This is a genomic window from Vibrio sinaloensis (assembly GCF_000808535.1).
Taxonomy (GTDB): domain Bacteria; phylum Pseudomonadota; class Gammaproteobacteria; order Enterobacterales; family Vibrionaceae; genus Vibrio; species Vibrio sinaloensis_D.
Genome location: NZ_JWLV01000011.1, coordinates 1 through 20,076 on the forward strand (window position 1 = coordinate 1; position 20,076 = coordinate 20,076).

Annotated in this window: 17 protein-coding genes and 1 pseudogene; 14 read left to right on the forward strand and 4 right to left on the reverse strand. The window is 46.0% G+C overall.

The annotated features are described in order from the left end of the window. Window positions 1–290: hypothetical protein (locus RJ47_RS21540; RefSeq protein ID WP_039483254.1), on the forward strand; the 290-nt coding region annotated here is incomplete at its 5' end. A gap of 113 nt (window positions 291–403) precedes the next feature. Here the strand turns inward: RJ47_RS21540 and RJ47_RS08575 are convergent. Further along, window positions 404–886, reverse strand: coding sequence for an Lrp/AsnC family transcriptional regulator (locus tag RJ47_RS08575; protein WP_005469058.1), 483 nt, complete (start codon window positions 884–886; stop codon window positions 404–406). A gap of 120 nt (window positions 887–1,006) precedes the next feature. On the opposite strand from RJ47_RS08575, the gene RJ47_RS08580 reads away from it, so the two are divergent. After that, entirely contained in the window at window positions 1,007–1,606 is a 600-nt protein-coding gene (locus RJ47_RS08580) for a LysE family translocator (RefSeq protein ID WP_039483257.1), read from the forward strand. Window positions 1,607–1,655: 49 nt separating this feature from the next. Here RJ47_RS08580 and RJ47_RS08585 read toward each other — a convergent pair whose 3' ends face one another. After that, entirely contained in the window at window positions 1,656–2,969 is a 1,314-nt protein-coding gene (locus RJ47_RS08585; protein ID WP_039483260.1) for a 6-phospho-beta-glucosidase, read from the reverse strand. Window positions 2,970–3,083: 114 nt separating this feature from the next. Here RJ47_RS08585 and RJ47_RS08590 point away from each other — a divergent pair, with 114 nt between their 5' ends. From RJ47_RS08590 to RJ47_RS08615, 6 genes and pseudogenes are all read left to right on the forward strand, one after another. Beyond that, window positions 3,084–4,010 (forward strand): LysR substrate-binding domain-containing protein, encoded by a 927-nt coding sequence (locus RJ47_RS08590; protein ID WP_039483311.1) that lies wholly within the window; start codon window positions 3,084–3,086, stop codon window positions 4,008–4,010. 234 nt (window positions 4,011–4,244) lie between these two features. After that, window positions 4,245–5,630 carry a TldD/PmbA family protein gene (locus RJ47_RS08595; RefSeq protein ID WP_039483262.1) on the forward strand — a complete coding sequence of 462 codons (1,386 nt, stop codon included), beginning with the start codon at window positions 4,245–4,247 and terminating at the stop codon, window positions 5,628–5,630. Then, window positions 5,630–6,973, forward strand: coding sequence for a TldD/PmbA family protein (locus tag RJ47_RS08600; RefSeq protein ID WP_039483265.1), 1,344 nt, complete (start codon window positions 5,630–5,632; stop codon window positions 6,971–6,973). Before RJ47_RS08595 ends, RJ47_RS08600 begins: the two co-directional genes overlap by 1 nt. A gap of 240 nt (window positions 6,974–7,213) precedes the next feature. Then, window positions 7,214–8,150: pseudogene (locus RJ47_RS08605) on the forward strand (LysR family transcriptional regulator). Window positions 8,151–8,289: 139 nt separating this feature from the next. Next, window positions 8,290–10,209: a TonB-dependent receptor domain-containing protein gene (locus RJ47_RS08610; RefSeq protein ID WP_039483267.1), complete on the forward strand. Its 1,920-nt coding sequence runs from the start codon at window positions 8,290–8,292 to the stop codon at window positions 10,207–10,209. Next, window positions 10,209–11,108, forward strand: coding sequence for an alpha/beta hydrolase (locus RJ47_RS08615; protein ID WP_052237932.1), 900 nt, complete (start codon window positions 10,209–10,211; stop codon window positions 11,106–11,108). The genes RJ47_RS08610 and RJ47_RS08615 overlap by 1 nt, the downstream gene beginning before the upstream one ends. 66 nt (window positions 11,109–11,174) lie before the next feature. Here the strand turns inward: RJ47_RS08615 and RJ47_RS08620 are convergent, their stop codons facing one another. Further along, complete coding sequence (locus tag RJ47_RS08620; RefSeq protein WP_039483270.1) at window positions 11,175–12,845, reverse strand: amidohydrolase; 1,671 nt, start codon at window positions 12,843–12,845, stop codon at window positions 11,175–11,177. A gap of 602 nt (window positions 12,846–13,447) precedes the next feature. Between RJ47_RS08620 and ectA the strand changes: the two genes are divergently transcribed. From ectA to RJ47_RS08650, 6 genes are all read left to right on the forward strand, one after another. Next, on the forward strand, window positions 13,448–14,011 hold the full coding sequence (gene ectA / locus RJ47_RS08625; RefSeq protein WP_005469244.1) for a diaminobutyrate acetyltransferase: 564 nt from the start codon (window positions 13,448–13,450) through the stop codon (window positions 14,009–14,011). Window positions 14,012–14,026: 15 nt separating this feature from the next. Next, complete coding sequence (gene ectB / locus RJ47_RS08630; protein ID WP_039483274.1) at window positions 14,027–15,295, forward strand: diaminobutyrate--2-oxoglutarate transaminase; 1,269 nt, start codon at window positions 14,027–14,029, stop codon at window positions 15,293–15,295. A 14-nt stretch (window positions 15,296–15,309) separates the two neighbouring features. Further along, window positions 15,310–15,696 carry an ectoine synthase gene (locus RJ47_RS08635; protein ID WP_005469282.1) on the forward strand — a complete coding sequence of 129 codons (387 nt, stop codon included), beginning with the start codon at window positions 15,310–15,312 and terminating at the stop codon, window positions 15,694–15,696. Between the two features lie 71 nt (window positions 15,697–15,767). Next, window positions 15,768–17,192: an aspartate kinase gene (locus RJ47_RS08640; RefSeq protein ID WP_039483278.1), complete on the forward strand. Its 1,425-nt coding sequence runs from the start codon at window positions 15,768–15,770 to the stop codon at window positions 17,190–17,192. Window positions 17,193–17,849: 657 nt separating this feature from the next. Continuing rightward, window positions 17,850–18,167: a hypothetical protein gene (locus RJ47_RS08645; RefSeq protein WP_231565942.1), complete on the forward strand. Its 318-nt coding sequence runs from the start codon at window positions 17,850–17,852 to the stop codon at window positions 18,165–18,167. Window positions 18,168–18,419: 252 nt separating this feature from the next. Continuing rightward, window positions 18,420–18,803 carry a MerR family transcriptional regulator gene (locus RJ47_RS08650; RefSeq protein ID WP_039483280.1) on the forward strand — a complete coding sequence of 128 codons (384 nt, stop codon included), beginning with the start codon at window positions 18,420–18,422 and terminating at the stop codon, window positions 18,801–18,803. Window positions 18,804–18,805: 2 nt separating this feature from the next. Here RJ47_RS08650 and RJ47_RS08655 read toward each other — a convergent pair whose 3' ends face one another. Then, on the reverse strand, window positions 18,806–19,582 hold the full coding sequence (locus RJ47_RS08655) for an SDR family NAD(P)-dependent oxidoreductase (protein WP_039483281.1): 777 nt from the start codon (window positions 19,580–19,582) through the stop codon (window positions 18,806–18,808). Between the last annotated feature and the right edge of the window lie 494 nt (window positions 19,583–20,076).

Here is a 20,076-nt window from a genome sequence, read left to right on the forward strand (position 1 = left end):
TCTATCGGCAAAGTGCAAGGCATATACAAACGGTATTTGACTACGACTACTCAGAGGGAACGGAAATAGATACGGAGATTGCACATGCACACGTGATGACGTTTGAACCGGTTATTCACTGCATGGTGCAACTGAATCTTGATTGGGATGATGCTAGTGACGCTCAGGACATGGTCTTTGCATTTACTTTAAATACAAAGCTAAGACGCCAGCATTATGCATACTACAGTAAAGCGTTAGATGGAACTGGAATTGAGGGTACAGAGCCTACAGGAGATGACTGCAAGTGACGATATCTTATGAACCTTCTTATCATGTTTTGCAGAATATCTCCCTTAATCTTGCTCTCTTTGCATCTTTGATTCTTTAGCCAATGGCTAATGGATTTAGTGCCCTTCCTAGACTACTCCAATGGCAATTGAAAGGTGCTTTTTATCTCTTTGACGGAGACGTTGGATTGAATCGCGCTGACGCCTTTTACCCGTCTCATCGAGCTTATGCGTTCAAAATATTCGTCGAGATCATGCGCGACGACTTGGACAATGTAGTCAGCACCGCCCGCGATACAATGACACATGAGAATCCAGTTTGCATCGGCGACAAAGTCTTCAAAAGGCTCGGTGTTTTCTACTTCATGGCTGCCAAGGGTTACTAGCGTAAAACCAGAGACTTGGAAGCCGAGCTTTTTACGGTTCAGCTTTGCGGCGTAACCCTCAATGTAGCCTTCCTCTTCCATCTTTTTCCAGCGTCGCCAGCAGGGTGTTTCACTTAGGTTAACCGTCTCGGCGAGTTTGGAATTACTCATGCGGCCATCTTTCTGAATATGGTCGAGAATGGCGAAATCAGTACTATCTAACTCAAAGTTGGTGGATTCTTTCTTTTTCATAATTGTTTTGGAAATAGTCTGCTCAAATTGGCTTTTATCGTAGCGCAGATAGCAATTTTATTTCTACCCAAATCGTTAGACTGTTGCCATATTCGTTGATTAGTTTTTGGGAGAGAGTGCATGAGTGCTCAATTGTTGGCGGCATTTTTGTTGTTTGCTGTTTCTATTTCTTTAACGCCGGGAGCTGGTAACGTCGCGCTGTTAGGTATTTCGAGCCGATATGGGTTTTCTGCGACTGTGCCGTTTGTATTGGGCAACGCAGTCGGGGTGATCATCATGTTGGTTGGAGCAAGTGTGGGGCTTGTCAGTTTGTTTACCCTTTACCCAGATTTGTACACGGCGTTAAAGTGGATTGGTGCGGCGTACCTTTTGTATCTCGCATGGTCGATTGCCACAATGGAAGTCGACAATGATTCGAATGCGAGAAAGTCCGGTTTTTTATCTGGCGTTTGGGTGCAAATTCTTAATCCGAAAAGTTGGGTTGCCTCGCTGACGGTGTTCGCTCAATTTATCTCGCCAAACAATGATTACCTGACTCAGGTGGTGATCATTATTAGCGTGATGGTGGGAACGGGTGTGTTGGGGATGTTTGCGTGGGCGTACTTTGGCACCGTATTGAACCGCTTTATACAGTCACCACAAAAGGTGGTCTGGGTAAACCGCTGTATGGGCAGCAGCCTCGCGTTAGTGGTGGTGTTTATGCTGAGCCAGCCGGTTTAAGCGTGAGTCTTGTAAAGGGATGGCATCCACCATCCCTTTTTCGTTAGGATTAACGGAACTGTGGCATGTAGTCGAGGTTGGCTTCAATTGTCTCTTCTAGAGCCTTTTCTAGAATCGTCCCAGTGGTCACGAGCGGGTTCAAAATCAATGCTCGATGCGCGGCATTGCGATCGCCTGTGACAGCCGCTTCTACCGTGAGTGATTCAAAGTCTTTCATCAATTGAATCAAGCGTAGTGTGTCACTTGGGAATGGCGCGACGTTTAAAGCCACAGGTCCCGATTTTGTGATCATGCAGCTGACTTCTACCGCGCAATCGTCAGGTAAACCTGCAACGGCACCGTTGTTACGGGTGTTTACGTGCATGATGGTGCGTTTATCGTTGTAGATAGAGCTCATCAGCTCGCAGGCCGCTTCGGAATAGTATTGACCACCACGCTTTTCGAGCTCTTTTGGTTTCTCGCTGAGCTCTGGATTGCGGTAGATATCGAACAGTCGTTTCTCCATGGCTTTGACCACTTCACCGCGTGTGCCTTCGCCATTCGCTTCTTCAATCTCTTGGGTCATGATGTCTTCGCTGGTGTAGTAATAGCGTAGGTAAGCACAAGGGATCATCCCCATATTACGCAGCAACTCTTGTGGCCAGACGAATGGAGGAATGTTTTGCGGTACTAAAGGATCGTTGCCAGATAGGATCTCTTCGACCACTTCTTGCAGTTTGTCGCGACCTTCGTGCAGGATCTGGCGTGCCCAGATGAAGTGGTTCAAACCCGCAACTTGCAATACGAACTCTTGCTCGTTAGCACCGAGCATTTGGGCGATGCCTTTTTGCATGATCACTGGCACGTTACATAAACCGACTGCTTTCACTTTGGTGTGTTTGAGAATCGCTTCTGTCACCATGCCTGATGGGTTGGTAAAGTTTAGCAACCAAGCATCTGGACATAACACTTCCATCTCTTTACAGATTTCCAGCGCGATAGGAATGGTGCGACAGGCATTGGCAAAGCCGCCTAAGCCATTGGTCTCTTGACCGATCATGCCGTACTTCAGTGAGATACGTTCATCACGGATTCGACCTTCCAAGCAGCCAGCGCGAAATTGAGAACAGACAAAGTCTGCGTCTTTCAAAGCAGGTTTGCGATCCAAGGTGACGTGCACATCAATATGCGACATGTCGTTTTTAGCCAACATACGACGTGTTAAATCGCCAATGATGCTGACTTTCTCTGCACCATCTTCAATATCAACCAACCACAACTCGCCAATTGGCAGTTCATGATTGCGTTTGATCAAACCTTCGATCAGCTCTGGAGTGTAGCTAGAGCCTGCGCCAATGATGGTAATTTTAAGATTCTTTTTCATCGTGATGTTCTCGTTATGGATAAGACAGTTTGATTAAAAAGCATCTTTATTGGCTTCACAAACCAAACAAATCTTGCTATGGATTAGTACAGCTAATTTATGGAAGGTCGAATGATGGACAGAAAGCAGCAGATGCTCTCCAATATGTACACGTTTGCGATTGCAGGTAAGTTTCTTAGCTTTACCAAAGCAGCGGAAGAGCTTTTCATTACCCAAGGGGCGGTGAGCCAGCGAATCAAATCGTTAGAAGAGCAACTGGGCTTCAGTTTGTTTGTGCGCATGACGAGACGGCTAGAACTGACCAAAGAGGGTGAGCGATTACTCCATGCGTTAAACCAATCGTTCGAGGTGATTTTCTCGGAGCTCGAAGACATCAAGTTCAATGAACTGCGCGGTGAGTTATATATTGGAGCAGCGCCGACGTTCGCTCAGAGTTGGCTTTTGCCAAGGTTGCCAGATTTCCAACGTTTGTATCCGTATCTCAATATTAAACTGAGGGTGAAAGCGAGCCGTTTGGACTTTCAGCATGAGCCCGTCGATATCGCGATTTACTACAGCGATAGCGAACATCCCGGTTTCTACCATCAGCGTTTATTTGATGAAGTGCTGTTGCCGGTTTGTAGCCCCAAATACTTTAACGACCATTTTACTGAGTCAGCGCCATTGCTTGAGCAGTTGGCCGGCGTGACTTTTATTCATTGTTCTGAATCACTAGAAGCGAGTGAACCCAATCAAGAATGGGCGATGTGGCTGGACAAACAATCTAACCCGCTACTCAACACACTTAACGTGATGGACAGAACTTACTTGTTTAATCACGCCGATATGGCAATGACAGCGGCTAAGAACGGAATGGGGTTGGGGATTGCCCGTGAATCTTTAGTGAAAAGCAGCCTAGAAAACGGTGAACTCATCGCCCCTTTTGAGCGTGTAAATGCAGAGCGAGGTTACGATTTGATCTGTCTAAACGGGCAGCAACACAGACCAAAGAATGCGGCGTTTATTGAATGGCTTGAGACACAACTGCCGATGCCCCAATAGGAGACAAGCAAAAACGTCCACGGTGACACTGTTGAGTGAATCTATTGCTATTTCTTTGGTGGATGGATTGTTGGTCACTGTTTCATACAATTTATCATCGAGTCGAAGACGTTAAAAAATGGTAAAATCGCCTGCATTGCCACCCCGTGTCGAAGATGTGGACTGTATCATCAATCTCACACCACATTGTTTAAAAAAGCGGTGGCTAGGACGCTCAACAAGCAAGGAGATTTCATGCTTAATTCTGTAACAGCGAAAGCGGTGATCGATCATGCCCTCTTTTTAGGGGCTGATTTCGCTGAGCTATTCGTTGAACACCATCAGACCAACACCGTCCAGATCGCATCTGGCGTGGTGGACAAGGTGAACTCGGGTATCGATTTTGGTATCGGTATTCGTCTCTTCTTCGGTCATAAAGTGCTTTACGGTTACACCAACAGCACCGATGAAGCTGAACTAAAACGCGTAACCTCACTGCTTGCAGCAAAAGACAAGCGTGAGCAAATCGTGTCAGCAGGTTCTCTCAATCTGAATCGCTACCCAATTCAACATGATTGCCGTATGCCACTTAGCAAAGACGCCAATCTAGATTCTAAAATCGCTTTCCTATTGCAAGTTGATAAAGCCGCACGTGCAGAGAGTGAACATATCAGCCAGTTCATCGGCAGCGTGCTTCAGCGTGAACAACAAGTGTCTATCTTCAACTCTGAAGGTCTACACGTTGACGATACTCGTCACTACATCCGAGTTGCGGGTAATACCGTTGCTCAAAAAGGTAATGAGCAGTCTTCTGGTATGGAAGGTCCTGGCGCTCTTGCTGGTTGGGAGTTCAGTGAACAGCTTGATGCGAAAGAGCTAGGTCAAACTATCGCGCAGCAAGCGTTAGTAAAACTTGGTGCGGATGCGTGCCCATCGGGTGAAATGCCAGTAGTGATTGGTAATGGTTTTGGCGGCGTAATCTTCCACGAAGCGTGTGGTCACTTACTAGAAACCACTTCGGTTGCGAAGAAAGCATCAGTCTTCCACGACAAGATGGGCGAAATGATTGCTCACACCGCTGTGAATGCGGTCGATGATGGCACCATGACCAACGAATGGGGCTCGATTCATGTTGATGACGAAGGTATGAAGACTCAGCGCACTCAATTGATCAAAGACGGTAAGTTAACCAGCTTTATGGTCGATAAAATGGGTGGCATGAAGACTGGTTACGAGCCAACGGGATCTGGTCGTCGTCAAAACTACAAGTTCGCACCAACCTCGCGTATGCGTAACACCTTTATCGAAGAAGGCGAGCATTCACTTGATGACATGCTGGCAGGTATCGAACGAGGCATCTTTGCGAAGAAGATGGGCGGCGGTTCGGTTCAACCGGGCACGGGCGAGTTCAACTTTGCCGTTCGTGAAGCTTACCTCATTGAAAATGGCAAAATCACCAAGCCTCTGAAAACAGCAACGCTGATCAGCACGGGTCCAAAAGTGTTGAAAGAAATCAGCATGGTCGGCAAAGACATGGCACTTGCGCCGGGCATGTGTGGTTCCGTAAGTGGTTCAGTGCCAACAACAGTCGGTCAGCCAACGCTGAAAGTCGATAACATTCTGGTAGGAGGCGGTAACTAATGAGCCAAGAACAACAACTTCTTAATGCGGTTGATTACGTCCTATCAGAAGCAAAACGCCAAGGTGCAGAAGCGGACGTCATTGTAAACCGCAACAGCAGCTTTTCTTTGAAAGCGAACCAAGGAAAGCTGGATGAGTACAAAGTAAGCTCAAGCCAAGTTCTGGGTGTTCGTGTTGTGAAAGATGCGCGTGTTGCGACAAGCTATTCTGAGTCGTTAGAGCAACCAAGCTTAGACTTGATGCTGACTAATGCACTGCAAAGCGCTCGCTTTTCCAAGCAAGACGAACATCAGACAATTAGTTGCGTGAACAGCCAAATTGCGACTGATGTTGCTGAGATTTCACAAGAAGATACGACTTCTGTTGATGAAAAAATTGAGCTGTCTCTCGCACTTGAGCAAGGCGTAGTCGCTCTACCTCACGCTTCTAGCGCACCTTACAATGGTTACAGCGATGGCGAAACACAACTGATCATTGCCAATACTCAAGGCACATTGTGTCAACACTTCGAGCGCTCGTTCACTTGTTACGCGTATACCTTGTTTGAAAAAGACGGCAAACAGTCAATGGCGGGGAGAATGTCACTTGGTCGCCGTTTTGATGAGTTGAATCCAGCTTACTGTATAGAAGGTGGCTACAACCTTGCTCGTGATCTTCTGGAAGGCGCTCCGGTTGCGACAGGTAACTACCCTGCTATTTTCCATATCAATGCGCTAGCAAGTTTATTCGGTGCTTTCGGCAGTGCTTTCTCTGGCGTAAGCGCGATGAAAGGCATTACGCCACTGGGTGACAAGCTTGGTCAACGTGTTGCGAGTGATTTAATTACCTTTACTGATACGGCTTACATGCCAAATGGTATGGCAATAGCGAGTTTTGATAGTGAAGGCTTCGCTACTCAAGATAATGTCATGATTGCTAATGGTGAGTTGAAAACCTTGCTACACAACAGCCAGACCGCAAGTTACTTGGGCGCAGTCTCGACAGCAAGTGCCGCTCGCGGTGCAAAATCGAGCCTAGACGTATCAGCGAATCACAAAGTGATTGCGACGGGTAACAGCAGTGCGTCAGAAGTAAAAGCGGGTGAGTACCTAGAGTTAGTAGAACTTCAAGGTGTCCATTCTGGCGCGGATGCAGTGAGTGGTGATTTCTCATTTGGTGCGAGTGGCTTCTTGTGTCGCGATGGTGAGCGCGTTCAACCAGTTCGTGGGATCACGGTAGCGGGTAACTTCTACAAGATGCTGCAAGAAGTTGAGGCTGTGGGTGATACTCAGCTAATTAACGATAGCCGCACTTTCTTCTCGCCAGACGTTCGCTTTGCACGTTTGAGCATTGGTGGTAAGTAAAGCTCAATATAATCACAAATCAGCTTAACGTATGTTTAAGCAGTTCCAAGAGTCAGTATGCTAGTCATACTGGCTTTTTTGTTGCGTATCACAAGTGAGACTTTACATATGTGGAAAGCGAGTCATTGCAAAGTGGCCGGAATTAGCAGCGCTATCTCTGCAAACTATTTATTGATAAAGTGAATAGTGAGCCGAGTGTTTGGCTAAGCAGTGACCCCATTTTGGAAGCAAGAGCAGCGTATGCAAATCCCTCAAGTCGATGTTACATCCCTCTATATTTTGAAATACTTACTCGAAGAAAAACATGTATCTAACACGGCGTTGTTGTTGAATACCAGTCAATCTTCAGTCAGTCGAGCATTGCAAAAAATGCGGGTCTTTTTCGATGATGAGCTCTTGGTTCGGAGCAGTTTTGGCTATGAGTTGACTTCCAAAGCGGAAGTCATCAAAAAGGATATATCTTCGTTAATCATTAGCTTAGAAAAACTTTCTAACACTAACTTTTTCGAGCCGAGTAAAGTGGAAGGAACCCTTCGTTTTTACGGCCTTCAACCACAAATCAATACGATTATGCCTAGGCTTGTGGCGGCCATACGTGAACGGGCGCCGAATCTTGTCGTCAGTATTGATACCACACCAAAGCGTCATTTTGAGGATCTTGTATCGGGTGATGTTCATTTTTCACTTTCTTCTCACCAGCCACCTACGTCGGAAAATACGCTCTATCGAAAGGCGATAGCTAAGAGAGACTTTCGCCTATTGATGAGCCGCAATCACCCTTTGGCAGAGCAAGAGCTGACAGCGGAAAAACTGTGCAATTGCCATTTTGGGCAGATCTCATTACAGGGAGAGAAAACCCTCTCTTTCGAACATAAGTTCATTGAGCTTGGGCTTGCAAACAAAAAGCAGCGTTTGTCGGCACCAGTGCAGCTTACCAACTTTACTTCGGCGCCAAGCATTGCTGCGGAAACAGACATTATCTTCCATTTACCCACTCCGTTCGCAGAAGCGGCGTGCCAAGATGAACGTTTGATTACGCGAGAGGTGCCAGAGCCATTGCGTCTGGATTTTTCACAGGTTTATCTATACTGGCACAAGCGTTTTCATGATGATCCTATGTGTCTGGGTGCGTGAATTGATCAATGAATTGTTTGACGAAGAAGCGCTGTCTGCCTAACTGGGTACAAATTTTCTGACAACGTTTCAGATCCTGCATAGCGAGATTTTACATTGTGAATACGTTATTGATTGAAACTGTGGGGTAATTAACATCTAATTGATAACAATTATCAATTGCAAGTAAGTTAACTATCACCATGCTCAAGAATCCTCCTTTAAACGTGAATTCAGTCGTCTATGCTGCGCTGAGTTTCACGGCTGTGACCCCTTTTGCTTCTTCTGCACAATCTCCATCAGATAACGATACAACCACTATGGAAACCGTTGTGGTTACCGCCTCTGGCTATGAACAGTCGACACTCGAGGCTCCCGCATCGATCAATGTCATTGACCGAGCGCAACTTGAAACACGTTCATATAAAGATCTCACCGATGCTATGAAGGACATTCCAGGTGTTGTTGTTACGGGAGGAGGATCGCGTCAAGAGATTTCATTGCGTGGTATGCCGTCTGAATACACAGTTATTTTGGTGGATGGTCGCAAGCAATCTGGCCGAGAGACACAAGTGAGCAGTGGTGGTGGCTTTGAGCAAGATTGGCTGCCACCATTAAATGCGATTGAGCGTATAGAAGTGGTTCGCGGACCAATGTCGACATTGTACGGCTCTGATGCGATAGGCGGCGTCATAAATATCATTACGCGCAAGGATTTCCCAAGTTGGACAGGCAGTGTTCGTGCGGAAGCCACGTTACAAGAAAATGACGAGTCTGGTCATTTCTATCAAGGTGAAGTCTATTTGGCTGGGCCTCTGATCGATGGTTTGCTCAGCGCGGCCATCTCAGGCATGTACCAAGAGCGAATTGAAGATGAGATTCTTTATGCTAATGGCGGAAAAACGCTAGAAAACTATCGTGCGTCTGTTTATCTAACGCCGACAGAGACTGATACTATTACCCTCGATTACACATACCACGATCAAGAGCGTGTTAATACCGAAGGCAAAACACGCACTAAGAGCTCCGAGACGACCAATAACCGCCGATCTTTGGGCTTATCCCATGACGCAAATTATGAATCCATCACGGGTTCGTCTTACGTGAGTAGCGAGAAGGTGGAGAATGTTGGACGCGATTTAGCCGTACACAATATCAACGCAAATACACAATGGTCGAAAGCGTTAGGCATGCATTACGTATCGTTTGGTGCAGCGTATCAGAGTGAAGAGCTCGATAATGGCGATTTCGTTTTCAATAATACTCAGTGGTCTCTTTTTGCGGAAGATGAGTGGTATCTGGCCGACGATTTTGCTCTGACACTCGGCTTACGATATGACGACAATGAGCAATTCAACTCTCACTTGAGCCCACGTATTTACGGTGTTTGGAGCTTGAGTTCAGACTGGACAATGAAAGGTGGAGTGTCAACGGGCTACCGCTCACCGAGTCTCACGGAAATGGAAGAGGAGTGGGTGCAAGAGAGTTGCAATGGTCGATGCGAGATCTACGGCAACGCAGACCTTAAACCAGAGTCTTCGGTGAACACCGAGTTGGGCCTCTACTACACGGGTATCAATGAGCTCAACTCTAGTTTGACGGTGTTTTACAATGAGTTTAAAGACAAAATTGACAAGGTGAAGCTGGATCCAAACTGCTCTGGACGCGCATGTGACTCTACGTATGTAAACATTGAAGACGCGAAAACTTATGGTGCGGAAAGCTCGATTCAAAAAGCCATTACTGAGACGGTTAGTCTAGGAGCAACTTACACCTATACCTACAGTGAAAAGTTGTCTGGCGATGACAAAGGGCAACCTTTAGCGCAAGCGCCGAAACACCTTGTAGCGATTAATTCAGATTGGGTAGTTCGCGAAGACGTCAATGCTTGGTTACGTGCATCCTATCGCAGTGAAGAGTCGGAGCCTGTTACTGTTGATTCGCGCAATGTTTCTGCACCCTCGATCACCTATGTCGACTTCGGCGGAAACTGGCAGGTCCATCAACAACTTAAGCTAATGGCAGGCGTCTATAACGTCTTTGATGTAGAAACAACCTACGATGAATACGGCTATGTTGAGGATGGTCGTCGTTACTGGATTGCAGCAGAGGCGTCATTCTAATGTCGAAGTTAAAACGCTGGAATCGAGCAGTCGCGCTCTTCGCCATATCATTGCTGGGTATGAGTAGCACCCATGCAAGTGATGAGTTCGAAGTCACCAAAGACATTGTCTATAAGACTCTTGATGGTCGTACGCTTATGCTCGACCTGTACAAACCGAAGCAAATGGCAGAGCAACCCTATCCACTGCTAGTTTGGGTTCACGGTGGCGCTTGGAAACGAGGCAGTAAAGACGCGATTCCGACAAAGAATCCATTACTTTTACGCTCTATGATGCAAAAAGGTTATGCGTTGGCGTCTATCGACTACCGGTTAAGTGGAGAAGCGACCTTTCCGGCTGCCATTGTGGATATCAACGATGCCCTAAACTACCTTCATGATCACGCCGAGCTGTTTAATGTGGCTGCAGATAATGTGGTGATGATGGGGCGCTCGGCTGGTGGGCATTTGGCGGGCTTGATTGGTGTGACAAACTCACAAGACAACCTCTCGCTTTATCGCCAACCGAGATATCAGGTTAGCGCAGTCGTGAGTTTCTTTGGACCAACGGATTTACTGGCGTTGGGTTACAAAGGAGGGAAAGCGGTTAGTGACAAATCCTCGGTATCTCGTTTCCTGGGTAATACGCCTAGCGTGATCCCAGAAATTGCGAAACAGGCATCGACGACGACGTACGTTAATGAAAAAACGCCACCATTCATTCAGCTTCACGGCACACTAGATAAGCGCGTGCCTCTAGCACAGAGTGAGCAGCTAAAAGCTAAGTTGGACGCGTTTGGCGTCGAGAATCAGCTGTGGATTGAAGAGGGGGTTGGTCATAGTGCGCCAGTTTTCGATACCGAAAAGTATGTGCCTCATGTCGTGACATTTGTACAGCGATACTTACCAACTCTTCATTAATCATAATGACTCTATGTCCACCATCTGAAAGTCAACTCGCTCAGATTGCGGCATAGAGTCGAGTGTTTACTGAGCCTTATAGACAATCTCACCTTGCAGCATGGTCATTAACACGGTGGCTTTCGAGATATCATTGGGCATTAATTGTGTGATGTCATCATCGATTAGGACCAAATCGGCGGATTTGCCGATTGTGATGGAGCCAGTGATATCACTGATTCCCAAGCTTTTCGCTGCGTTTATGGTGTAAGCCTTTATCGCCGCATCGACGGATGGCAGCCCGGTCTCTCCCATTTTTACACTATTGGCGATACCAACGAGAGGGTTGATATCGTGCACGTTCCAATCGCTGCTTAATGTCACGTTAGCACCTGCGTTAAACAGGGCTCTTAGGTTCATTAGCGCTCGTGCCCGTGTCGCCCCCAAAAACGCCTGCGCCCATTGGTGATCGTGGTAGGCGACGTAATCCGATCCCACCTGAAAATCCGCGGTTACATCAAGTGTCTTAAAGCGGGATCTGTCATTGGCGTTGACCAGTTCTACATGAGTCAGTGTGTAAAGGCGATGAGGGGATTGGGAGCGAACGCTGGCGATGGCATCCAATGATTCGCGGATCGCCCCATCGCCAATGGCATGAATGTGAGCGCCATATCCGATTCGATCTAGCTCATTGAGCCACGTTTTCATCTGTTTTGGTGGAATGTAATTAATGCCGTACGGATCATTGGGTAAGTAAGTGTCTAAATAGGGCGCGAGAGTCTTGGCGGTGCCATTAATGAAGATGCCATCGCTGTACATTTTTACCTGATTGACCAGCAGTCGACGCGAGGTATCGTTAGAGTGGACTCGTTTAAGGAAATCAAGTTGCGGTTTCACAGGATCTGCCGGATATATCCATGGACGTAATGAGACTCTGGCGGTTAAATCTTGTTCTTTTTCTGCTTGTTTCCAGACATCAAACCAGCCTCGTTTCCAATATAGACGCCCGTCCCCAATGGTGGTAATGCCGTGAGACGCCGCTTCTTCCAGGCCATTCATTAATCCCTGATAGCTTTGCTCAAACTGATTTTCCAACGCATTCCACGCTATCTCCATCACTTGATCGCCTGCGTTATCTAATAAGATGCCGTTTGGTTTTTGGCTGTACTCATCTTTGAGTATTCTTCCTCCCTGTGGATCTGGCGTTGACGACGTGATACCCGCTTCGGCAAGCGCCGCAGAATTAACCCACATAGAGTGCGAGGTTTGCTCCATCAGGATGACAGGTTGATTTGGGAAGACAGAATCAATGACGTCTAGTGGGGTGTCGTGGTTGTGCTCACCTAGAATCGCCTCTAATGAGAATCCGTAGCCCATCAGCCAACCCTCTCCAGTGTGCTGAGCTTTACATGCTTCGAGATAAGGGCGTTGCTCTTGCAAAGAGGCACTCATGCTCAACTCGCACTGTCCGCCAGCTTCAGAGGCGGCTTCAAATACGTGATTGTGATTGTCGATAAACCCTGGCATCAAAAACGCTTGCTCAGCATCAATCATGTGAGTGGTCGACGTTTTATAGACAGCGGCTGAATGTTTGGTACCAATATGAACAATGCTCCCTTGCGCAATCACAAGGGTGTCGGCATCCGGATGCTGATAGATCTTTGCATTTGAGATCAGCATATCAGCAGTTTGGGCAAAGGCAGCATTGGCAGAAAGAATCAGGCTTATTGCAAGAGCTGTGCTAGAGAGTCGGGTCATTGGCTTGTCAATACAACGTGGAGGTAGAGTAGCTTAAGTCTATGTATGTTTGGGGCAAACTACAAAGGGGCGCTTATCGAAAATGGCTAGTGCAGAACCTGCGCGTTAGGTCTCTTCTCCAAACTCCCCAGAGAGCTCTTTATCGTCCGGTATGGGAGCCATGTCATTGTCCTTTTTCTGATACTTACCCTAATTTTTGCTTTGTACTCTAAATAAAAAAGAAATCTATTTCAAATGGATTGGAGAGGTTTTTGATCGAAGAATAGTAAGGTTTGTACACAATTAAACCTCTACCTTGTGAATCTAACCTTGTTTAAATGGTTTATTTTTAATGATTTAGTTTAGGTTTTTCTAAGTGTCTCTTGGTTGTTGGTAAGAGATAAGATTTTATTCGAGTGTTCGTATTTCTAGTTCTGTTTAACTTGGTTGGATTTTAAAAGTTATTACTCAAAATATTAGATGTCGAATTAATGGTAGTTTGGTTGGTTTGGTCTTTCGTGTGACATTTATCACATTAATTGGGCTTTTTTGAGGTCAAACTTGCCTTTTGGGGCATTTTCTGCGTGATAATAAATAGTAAGTTTGTTTAGAGTTCGAAGTAAATGCATATTCCTATGATCGTATCAGCACCTTGGGTTGCTTACCCTGAAATTGATGAGCAAGCCCATTCTCATGGTTCATTTGAAGAGCCAACCGCAGAGGATGGCGACGAAATTTTTAACTTGATCGCCCAGTGTCCACCACTCGACACCAATTCTTCCTACTGCAATTTTTTGCAATCAACGCACTTTAGCCAAACTTGTTTGCTTGCCCGTTGTGATGGTGAAGTGTCAGGTTTTGTTTCTGGATACCTCAAGCCTGACGATCCCACTACGCTATTTATTTGGCAGGTGGCGGTTTCTCCCAATCATCGCGGGAAAGGATTGGCTTATCAGATGCTTAAGTCGCTGTTCGCGAGAAAGGCTTTGCGAAATATAGCGGCCATTGAAACCACGATTACGCAAGAAAATGGTGCCTCTTGGGCGCTGTTTAAAAAGATCGATAAAGAAAATGGTCAGCAAGGCAGTGTTTCAACATTTCTCGACCAAACAACACACTTCAAAGGGAAGCACGATACGGAGTATTTGTATCGTATCCCGCTAAAACCCACTCAAACCACAGGATAGATAAACGGTCTAATCATGGATATTTTTGACAAACAAGAATCACAAGTACGTTCTTACTGCAACAGCTTCCCAGTCGTATTCACTAAAGCAAAAGGGTGCTGGCTAGAGACGGAATCAGGTGAAAAGTACCTGGACTTTCTTGCTGGTGCTGGGTCTCTTAACTACGGCCATAACAACCCGATTTTTAAACAGGCGTTGCTCAACTACATTGAGTCTGACGGTATTACGCACGGGTTAGACATGCATTCTGCTGCGAAAGCGGACTTCTTGAAAGCGCTGTACAAGCATGTATTTCAGCCACGAGATCTGAACTATAAAGTCCAGTTTACAGGCCCTACCGGAACCAATGCGGTAGAAGCCGCGCTCAAACTGGCGAGAAAAGCCAAAGGTCGCAGCTCAATTGTTGCCTTTACTAACGGTTTTCACGGGTGCACCGCGGGAGCCCTTGCCGCAACAGGAAACCAGCACCATCGCCAAGGCGCAGGAACAAGTTTAAACGATGTAACGCGCATTCCGTTTGAGGGTTACGCCGACATTGATGGGCTGAAACTATTTGAAACCATGTTGAATGACAATTCTGCGGGGATCGACAAACCTGCTGCCGTACTGGTTGAAACAGTGCAAGGCGAAGGTGGCTTGAATGTCGCCTCTGACGAGTGGTTAAAGAGACTGAGCAAGCTTTGTTCGAAGCACGATATTTTACTGATTGTGGATGATATTCAAGCGGGCTGCGGGCGCACTGGCACCTTCTTTAGTTTTGAATCTTCAGGCATCAAACCGGATATGGTGACACTATCGAAATCCATTGGCGGTTATGGATCGCCGATGGCGCTTGTTCTGATGAAACCTGAGCTAGATATTTGGAATCCTGGAGAACACAACGGCACCTTCCGAGGCAACAACCATGCGTTTGTCACGGCGACTAAAGCGATTGAGGCGTATTGGGCCGACAGTGCTCCGTTCGAGGAGCATATTTCGAACTGTTCACTGCTGGTTTCGGAGGTGATTGAGTCTACGTTGCTCCGTTACCCAGAGATGTTCGTCACTCGCAAAGGCCGCGGGATGATGATGGGGATTGAATGTCGCAGTGGTGAGTTGGCTAGCGACATCGTCAAGAACTGTTTCGATAACGGCTTAGTTATTGAAACTGCGGGCCCCAACGATGAAGTAGTGAAGTTCTTTGCGCCGCTAACCATCACAGAATCTGAGCTGCAACAAGGGCTAGATATCTTTAAAAACGCGGTTGAATCTGTCGTTGAACAACAATTTAAAAAAGCGTCGTAACTAGGGGAAGCAAGATGATTGTACGTACATTAGATGAGTGTCGAGACAGTGAACGCAGAGTTGCGTCTGAAACGTGGGAGAGTGTTCGTATGTTGTTGAAAGATGACAACATGGGCTTTTCATTTCATATCACCACTATTTTTGAAAACACCGAGACACACATTCACTATCAAAACCACTTGGAGTCTGTTTACTGCATGAGTGGTGAGGGCGAAATTGAAGTGGTGGGTGGTAAGACTTATCCAATCAAACCGGGAACGCTCTATATTTTAGATAAGCATGATGAGCACTATCTTCGTGCCTATGAGGGTAAAGAGATGGTGATGGCATGTGTGTTCAACCCACCAATCACCGGTAAAGAAACGCACGATGAAAATGGTGTGTACCCACTTATCGATTAGAAAAACGTTCTCTGGCTAGGCGAGTTCGTCTAGCCACCTACCCAATTCAAAATCAAACAAAAGGCTTTAACATGATTTATACCGTAGAGAAAATCGGCGGTACTTCCATGACCGCATTCGATGCTGTTCTAGATAATATTTTGATCAAAGATAGCGAAGAGGAAATGTACAACCGAGTGTTTGTCGTATCGGCTTACGCAGGTATTACGGATGCCTTACTCGAATGCAAAAAAACCAGTAAACCCGGCGTCTATCAATTGGTTGCCAAGCGAGATGACAGCTGGCAACAGGCACTAGATTACGTTGAGCAGCGAATGTTACTCGCCAACGAGAATATTTTTGCGGATCCAATGAACCGCATGCGAGCGGATAAGTTTATTCGCTCTCGGATTTCAGAAGCGAAAGTGTGTATTTCGAATATATTAGAGACCTGCCAGTATGGGCAGTTTTCACTTCGTCACTATCTTCCTCAGGTTCGAGAATTTCTCTCTTCCATTGGTGAAGCGCACAGTGCCTACAACACAGCGCTAAAGCTGAAAAACATGGGCTACAATGCGCGATTTGTCGACTTATCCGGTTGGGATACTCAGGTGCCAGCAAGTTTGGACGAATGCATTCTCAAAGCCTTTGCTGATATCGACACAACCAAAGAACTGCCGATCGTGACCGGATACGCGTCGTGTAAAGAAGGACTGATGTCGACCTATGACCGTGGCTACAGTGAAATGACATTTAGCCGAATTGCGTCGCTAACGTGTGCCGACTTAGCCATCATTCACAAAGAGTACCACCTCAGTTCGGCGGATCCTCGTGTGGTTGGGTCTGAGGAAGTGCTTCCTCTGGGAGAAACAAACTACGACGTTGCAGATCAACTTGCCAACCTTGGTATGGAAGCCATTCATCCGAACGCAGCAGCGGGGCTGAGAGAAAGCGGCATTGAGTTACAAATCAAAAACACGTTCGAACCTCTTCATCCTGGCACCCTGATCTCGGGGGAATTTCGTCCAACGATGGATAAAGTGGAGATCATCGCGGGGAAAGAGAAAGTATTCGCGCTGCATTTGTTTGACCAAGCGATGGTCGGGTGTGTGGACAATGTCAGCTATGACTTGATGGAAATCATCACAGATACTCGCGTTCGGTTAGTCGGAAAAGAGATGAATGCCAACTCCATGACTTACTACTTAACGGGCAGTACCGATGCGTTAAATAAAGTGCTCTACAAGACGGAGAAGCGATTCCCGCAGGCCAACATCAAAGGCCGAATGGTTGCCTTGATCTCTGCGATTGGTTCGCAGTTTGATACGAATGAAGCACTGGCAAAAGGCGTACTGGCTTTGATGGACAGGGACATTACTCCGATCGCGGTTCATTCATCAATGCGCAATGTCAATGTCCAGTTTGTTGTTGATGACAACCAGTACCAATCCTCAATTTGTGCCTTGCACGGTGTATTTTTTGATAGCAAGCCAGCGAACGCCACTAAGGTTGCCTAGCAAATCCTCTAAAATGACTGAGTCTAGATTACACAGATAGCCCCTCTGCTTCGACTAACGCGGCAGAGGGGCTTATTCAATCTATTCACATCAATGCGTCGCGCCTCAAATTGCGGGTGGTACCATTTCAACCGCTTCCTAAACAGCTGAGTTCACCAAAGTCTGTTAAGCGGCACTTTTTGCCTCTTTCCGATAACCTTTCTAGCCCAAGTTTGATTTAACGAATCTTAGCCTTGTTTCTTCTAATCATTGAATATAAAGACTTTATTTCGATGAGAGTAATAATTGTAGGTCTGACTTAGATCATGGTAAGTGAGTTATTTAAATTCGCTTGCTCACGGGGTTACCCCATAAATGGAGTAGAAGAGGCCTTCTTACTGGTTGAAAATTAAAGATATTTAATCATTTAGAGTAAACACTTCGAAAATACCGAGTAAAAATGCAACTTTAAATTACTTTTTCGGTAAATGCTCTCAAGATAGCTTGGTGAGGACACAACATAATTATCAATATAAATATGAATAAACAGAATGTTCTCGCTGCTGTGGCCACAATTTCAGAGTTGTCTATTTCTTATCGCAGTAGCAAGCGCGGCGCTCAAGTGCATTCATGCTTGGTTTTGGATGGGCGATTGGGCTCTAGAATAGATTGGAGGCAATGATGATTTTAACCGGTGAATTGAAAAAAGTCGGCACTATCGTTGGCAGCTTAGTGGATATCGTAAAAAAGCATGGCGTAGAGCTAAATAGCGAGTCCATGTACTACATCAGTAAAACCTTTAAAGAAAAAGTGACTCCTTGCAGCCGCAATGTGCATTACTACCTCACTCTTAGCAATGATGTAGGCGAAATCTTGATTACGAAAATTGTTCACGCGAGCAACTCCATCGATATAGGTTTTAAAGATATCTATGGCAACAAGCTCGCTAATGCCACCATCACTGACAAAGGTGAACTCAAAGAGTATCGTTTATAGTTGAATAAATGCCTGCAACTCTGCAGGCATTTTTGTATCCAGTTGCGTGCAATATCCTATTCATTTCATCTCTCGCTTCACTTGAGAGCAAACCCACCCATAACGACTTGCGTTCTAATGTGTCTGCGACACGGCGGTGTAGCCTAGCAAGATGTTAAATTGTTGGCTTGTCTCTGCTTTTTTATAAATATCGCTTTGCACAGCAGTGGTATCGACTAAGAATAATCCATCGTTTTTAAGAGTGGATTAAATATGTATATCGGTGAGCTATCGAAAAAAACAGGTGTGAGTGTCAAAGCGATACGTCATTACGAAGAGATAGGTTTGATTAAAACGCCGTTAAGAAAAGACAAATATCGAGTCTATGACGCCAGTTATATCGACGTTCTCGCCATGATCCAACTTGCGAAACGTCTCGGTTTTAGCTTGAGTGAGTTAAAAGCAATCGCGCAAGCTAAAACAGAGAAAGGGCTTGTGCCGATGGATTTGTTGGTCAGTGAGATCAACAAGAAAAGGGAGCTTTTATTAACGCAGCAAAAAACCATCAGCCTAAAACTTGCTGGTTTAACTGAACTAGAACAAAGCGTTGCCCAGTACAACGCTTGTTTGCTCGAGTCGCTAGAGCCTTCGGCCTAGACTTAGGCACTTTTCATCGCCTTGAAGTACATATTAAGAACACTATTTCTAGTTAATATGCGGTTAAGAAAAACATACAGCTTGTTGTCCCAAAATGGGATTTCCCGTCCCTTTTCAGCGAAGAGCGCTTTTAACCCAATTTTCGCCACCGCTTCTGGGTTCGCTCTGTGCTTTTTCGAAAACACCCCCTCATCTGAGGCCTGATCCGTGCTGCCATCGAACTTGAAGAAACCCGTGTCCGTCCGACCGGGAGATAAGCACGTTACCACTACATTCGAGGATTTAAGCTCCATTTTTAGGGCTTCAGTGAAACTGGCGACATAGGCCTTACTGGCAGCGTAGGCGGCTAAGTAGGGTTGGGGTTGATAGGCTGCTGTCGACGCCACATTGAGTATGTGTCCCGACTTTTGTTCAACCATTCTCGTTGCAAAGTAGTGACTCAACCGCGTAGTTGCTGTGATGTTGAGGTGGAGCATGGCTTGGATGTCCGCTTGGTTGAGGGACAAGTGCTCACCATGAAGGCCAAAGCCTGCGTTGTTGATCGCTAAATCAATGTGGTGACTAAGGCGGTCGAGTTGGTCAATCATGCACTCCAATTGTGCTGGGTCGCTAAGGTCGGCTTGTAAGGTGAGTTGTACGTTGGGCAGTTCTTGTTGTAGACGCTGTAAAACCTCTTGATTGCGGCCGTGAAGAAGTAGAGCGTAGCCTTGTTGTGAGAGTTGTTTCGCGAACTCTAGACCAATCCCTGACGTTGCGCCGCTAATGAATGCTGTTTTCATCGTGTTTATCCTCAATATCTGTTGAATGAGGTACTACGATAAACTCTCCTGCATAGGGGAGAGTCAACCATTAATGTGTCTGTTTTTAGGTTTTTGCAGATGTCGCTGATTGTGCCTATTAATATGTACTTATGTTTCCGAGAGTTAGGTCGAAAAATAGAGCCTGAACACTAGCTTACTAACTTGTTGAATTTAGACTCGTTTCAAATTCAATAATCCTAGGCCACAGCATGTTAGATCGCGTCGAAGAGACACTAAAGATGAACAGAATTGAACACACCCGAAGTGGGCATTCAATCCAGCTCAAATTTGGTGGTTTGAGCTCGAAAATTAAAATTCGATATAATCCCAATGGTGATTATTGTTCGCTCGAAAGTGGAGAAACTGCGTTGGCAATTTCAAGTTGCCTTATTACTCTTGGTGCCTCTTTAATCTTGATTTCAAACAGCGGATTTCTGGGCATGATTTCAGTATGTTTGTTGGTTTTCGCAGCG

Excerpts from the sequence above, each read along its gene's own strand:
- ectA (WP_005469244.1), top strand. The coding sequence starts at position 13,448 with ATGCATATTCCTATGATCGTATCAGCACCTTGGGTTGCTTACCCTGAA.
- ectB (WP_039483274.1), top strand. The coding sequence starts at position 14,027 with ATGGATATTTTTGACAAACAAGAATCACAAGTACGTTCTTACTGCAAC.
- RJ47_RS08650 (WP_039483280.1), top strand. The coding sequence starts at position 18,420 with ATGTATATCGGTGAGCTATCGAAAAAAACAGGTGTGAGTGTCAAAGCG.
- RJ47_RS08595 (WP_039483262.1), top strand. The coding sequence starts at position 4,245 with ATGCTTAATTCTGTAACAGCGAAAGCGGTGATCGATCATGCCCTCTTT.
- RJ47_RS08590 (WP_039483311.1), top strand. The coding sequence starts at position 3,084 with ATGGACAGAAAGCAGCAGATGCTCTCCAATATGTACACGTTTGCGATT.
- RJ47_RS08600 (WP_039483265.1), top strand. The coding sequence starts at position 5,630 with ATGAGCCAAGAACAACAACTTCTTAATGCGGTTGATTACGTCCTATCA.
- RJ47_RS08580 (WP_039483257.1), top strand. The coding sequence starts at position 1,007 with ATGAGTGCTCAATTGTTGGCGGCATTTTTGTTGTTTGCTGTTTCTATT.
- RJ47_RS08575 (WP_005469058.1), bottom strand. The coding sequence starts at position 886 with ATGAAAAAGAAAGAATCCACCAACTTTGAGTTAGATAGTACTGATTTC.
- RJ47_RS08635 (WP_005469282.1), top strand. The coding sequence starts at position 15,310 with ATGATTGTACGTACATTAGATGAGTGTCGAGACAGTGAACGCAGAGTT.
- RJ47_RS08640 (WP_039483278.1), top strand. The coding sequence starts at position 15,768 with ATGATTTATACCGTAGAGAAAATCGGCGGTACTTCCATGACCGCATTC.
- RJ47_RS08645 (WP_231565942.1), top strand. The coding sequence starts at position 17,850 with ATGATGATTTTAACCGGTGAATTGAAAAAAGTCGGCACTATCGTTGGC.
- RJ47_RS08655 (WP_039483281.1), bottom strand. The coding sequence starts at position 19,582 with ATGAAAACAGCATTCATTAGCGGCGCAACGTCAGGGATTGGTCTAGAG.
- RJ47_RS08620 (WP_039483270.1), bottom strand. The coding sequence starts at position 12,845 with ATGACCCGACTCTCTAGCACAGCTCTTGCAATAAGCCTGATTCTTTCT.
- RJ47_RS08585 (WP_039483260.1), bottom strand. The coding sequence starts at position 2,969 with ATGAAAAAGAATCTTAAAATTACCATCATTGGCGCAGGCTCTAGCTAC.
- RJ47_RS08610 (WP_039483267.1), top strand. The coding sequence starts at position 8,290 with ATGCTCAAGAATCCTCCTTTAAACGTGAATTCAGTCGTCTATGCTGCG.
- RJ47_RS08615 (WP_052237932.1), top strand. The coding sequence starts at position 10,209 with ATGTCGAAGTTAAAACGCTGGAATCGAGCAGTCGCGCTCTTCGCCATA.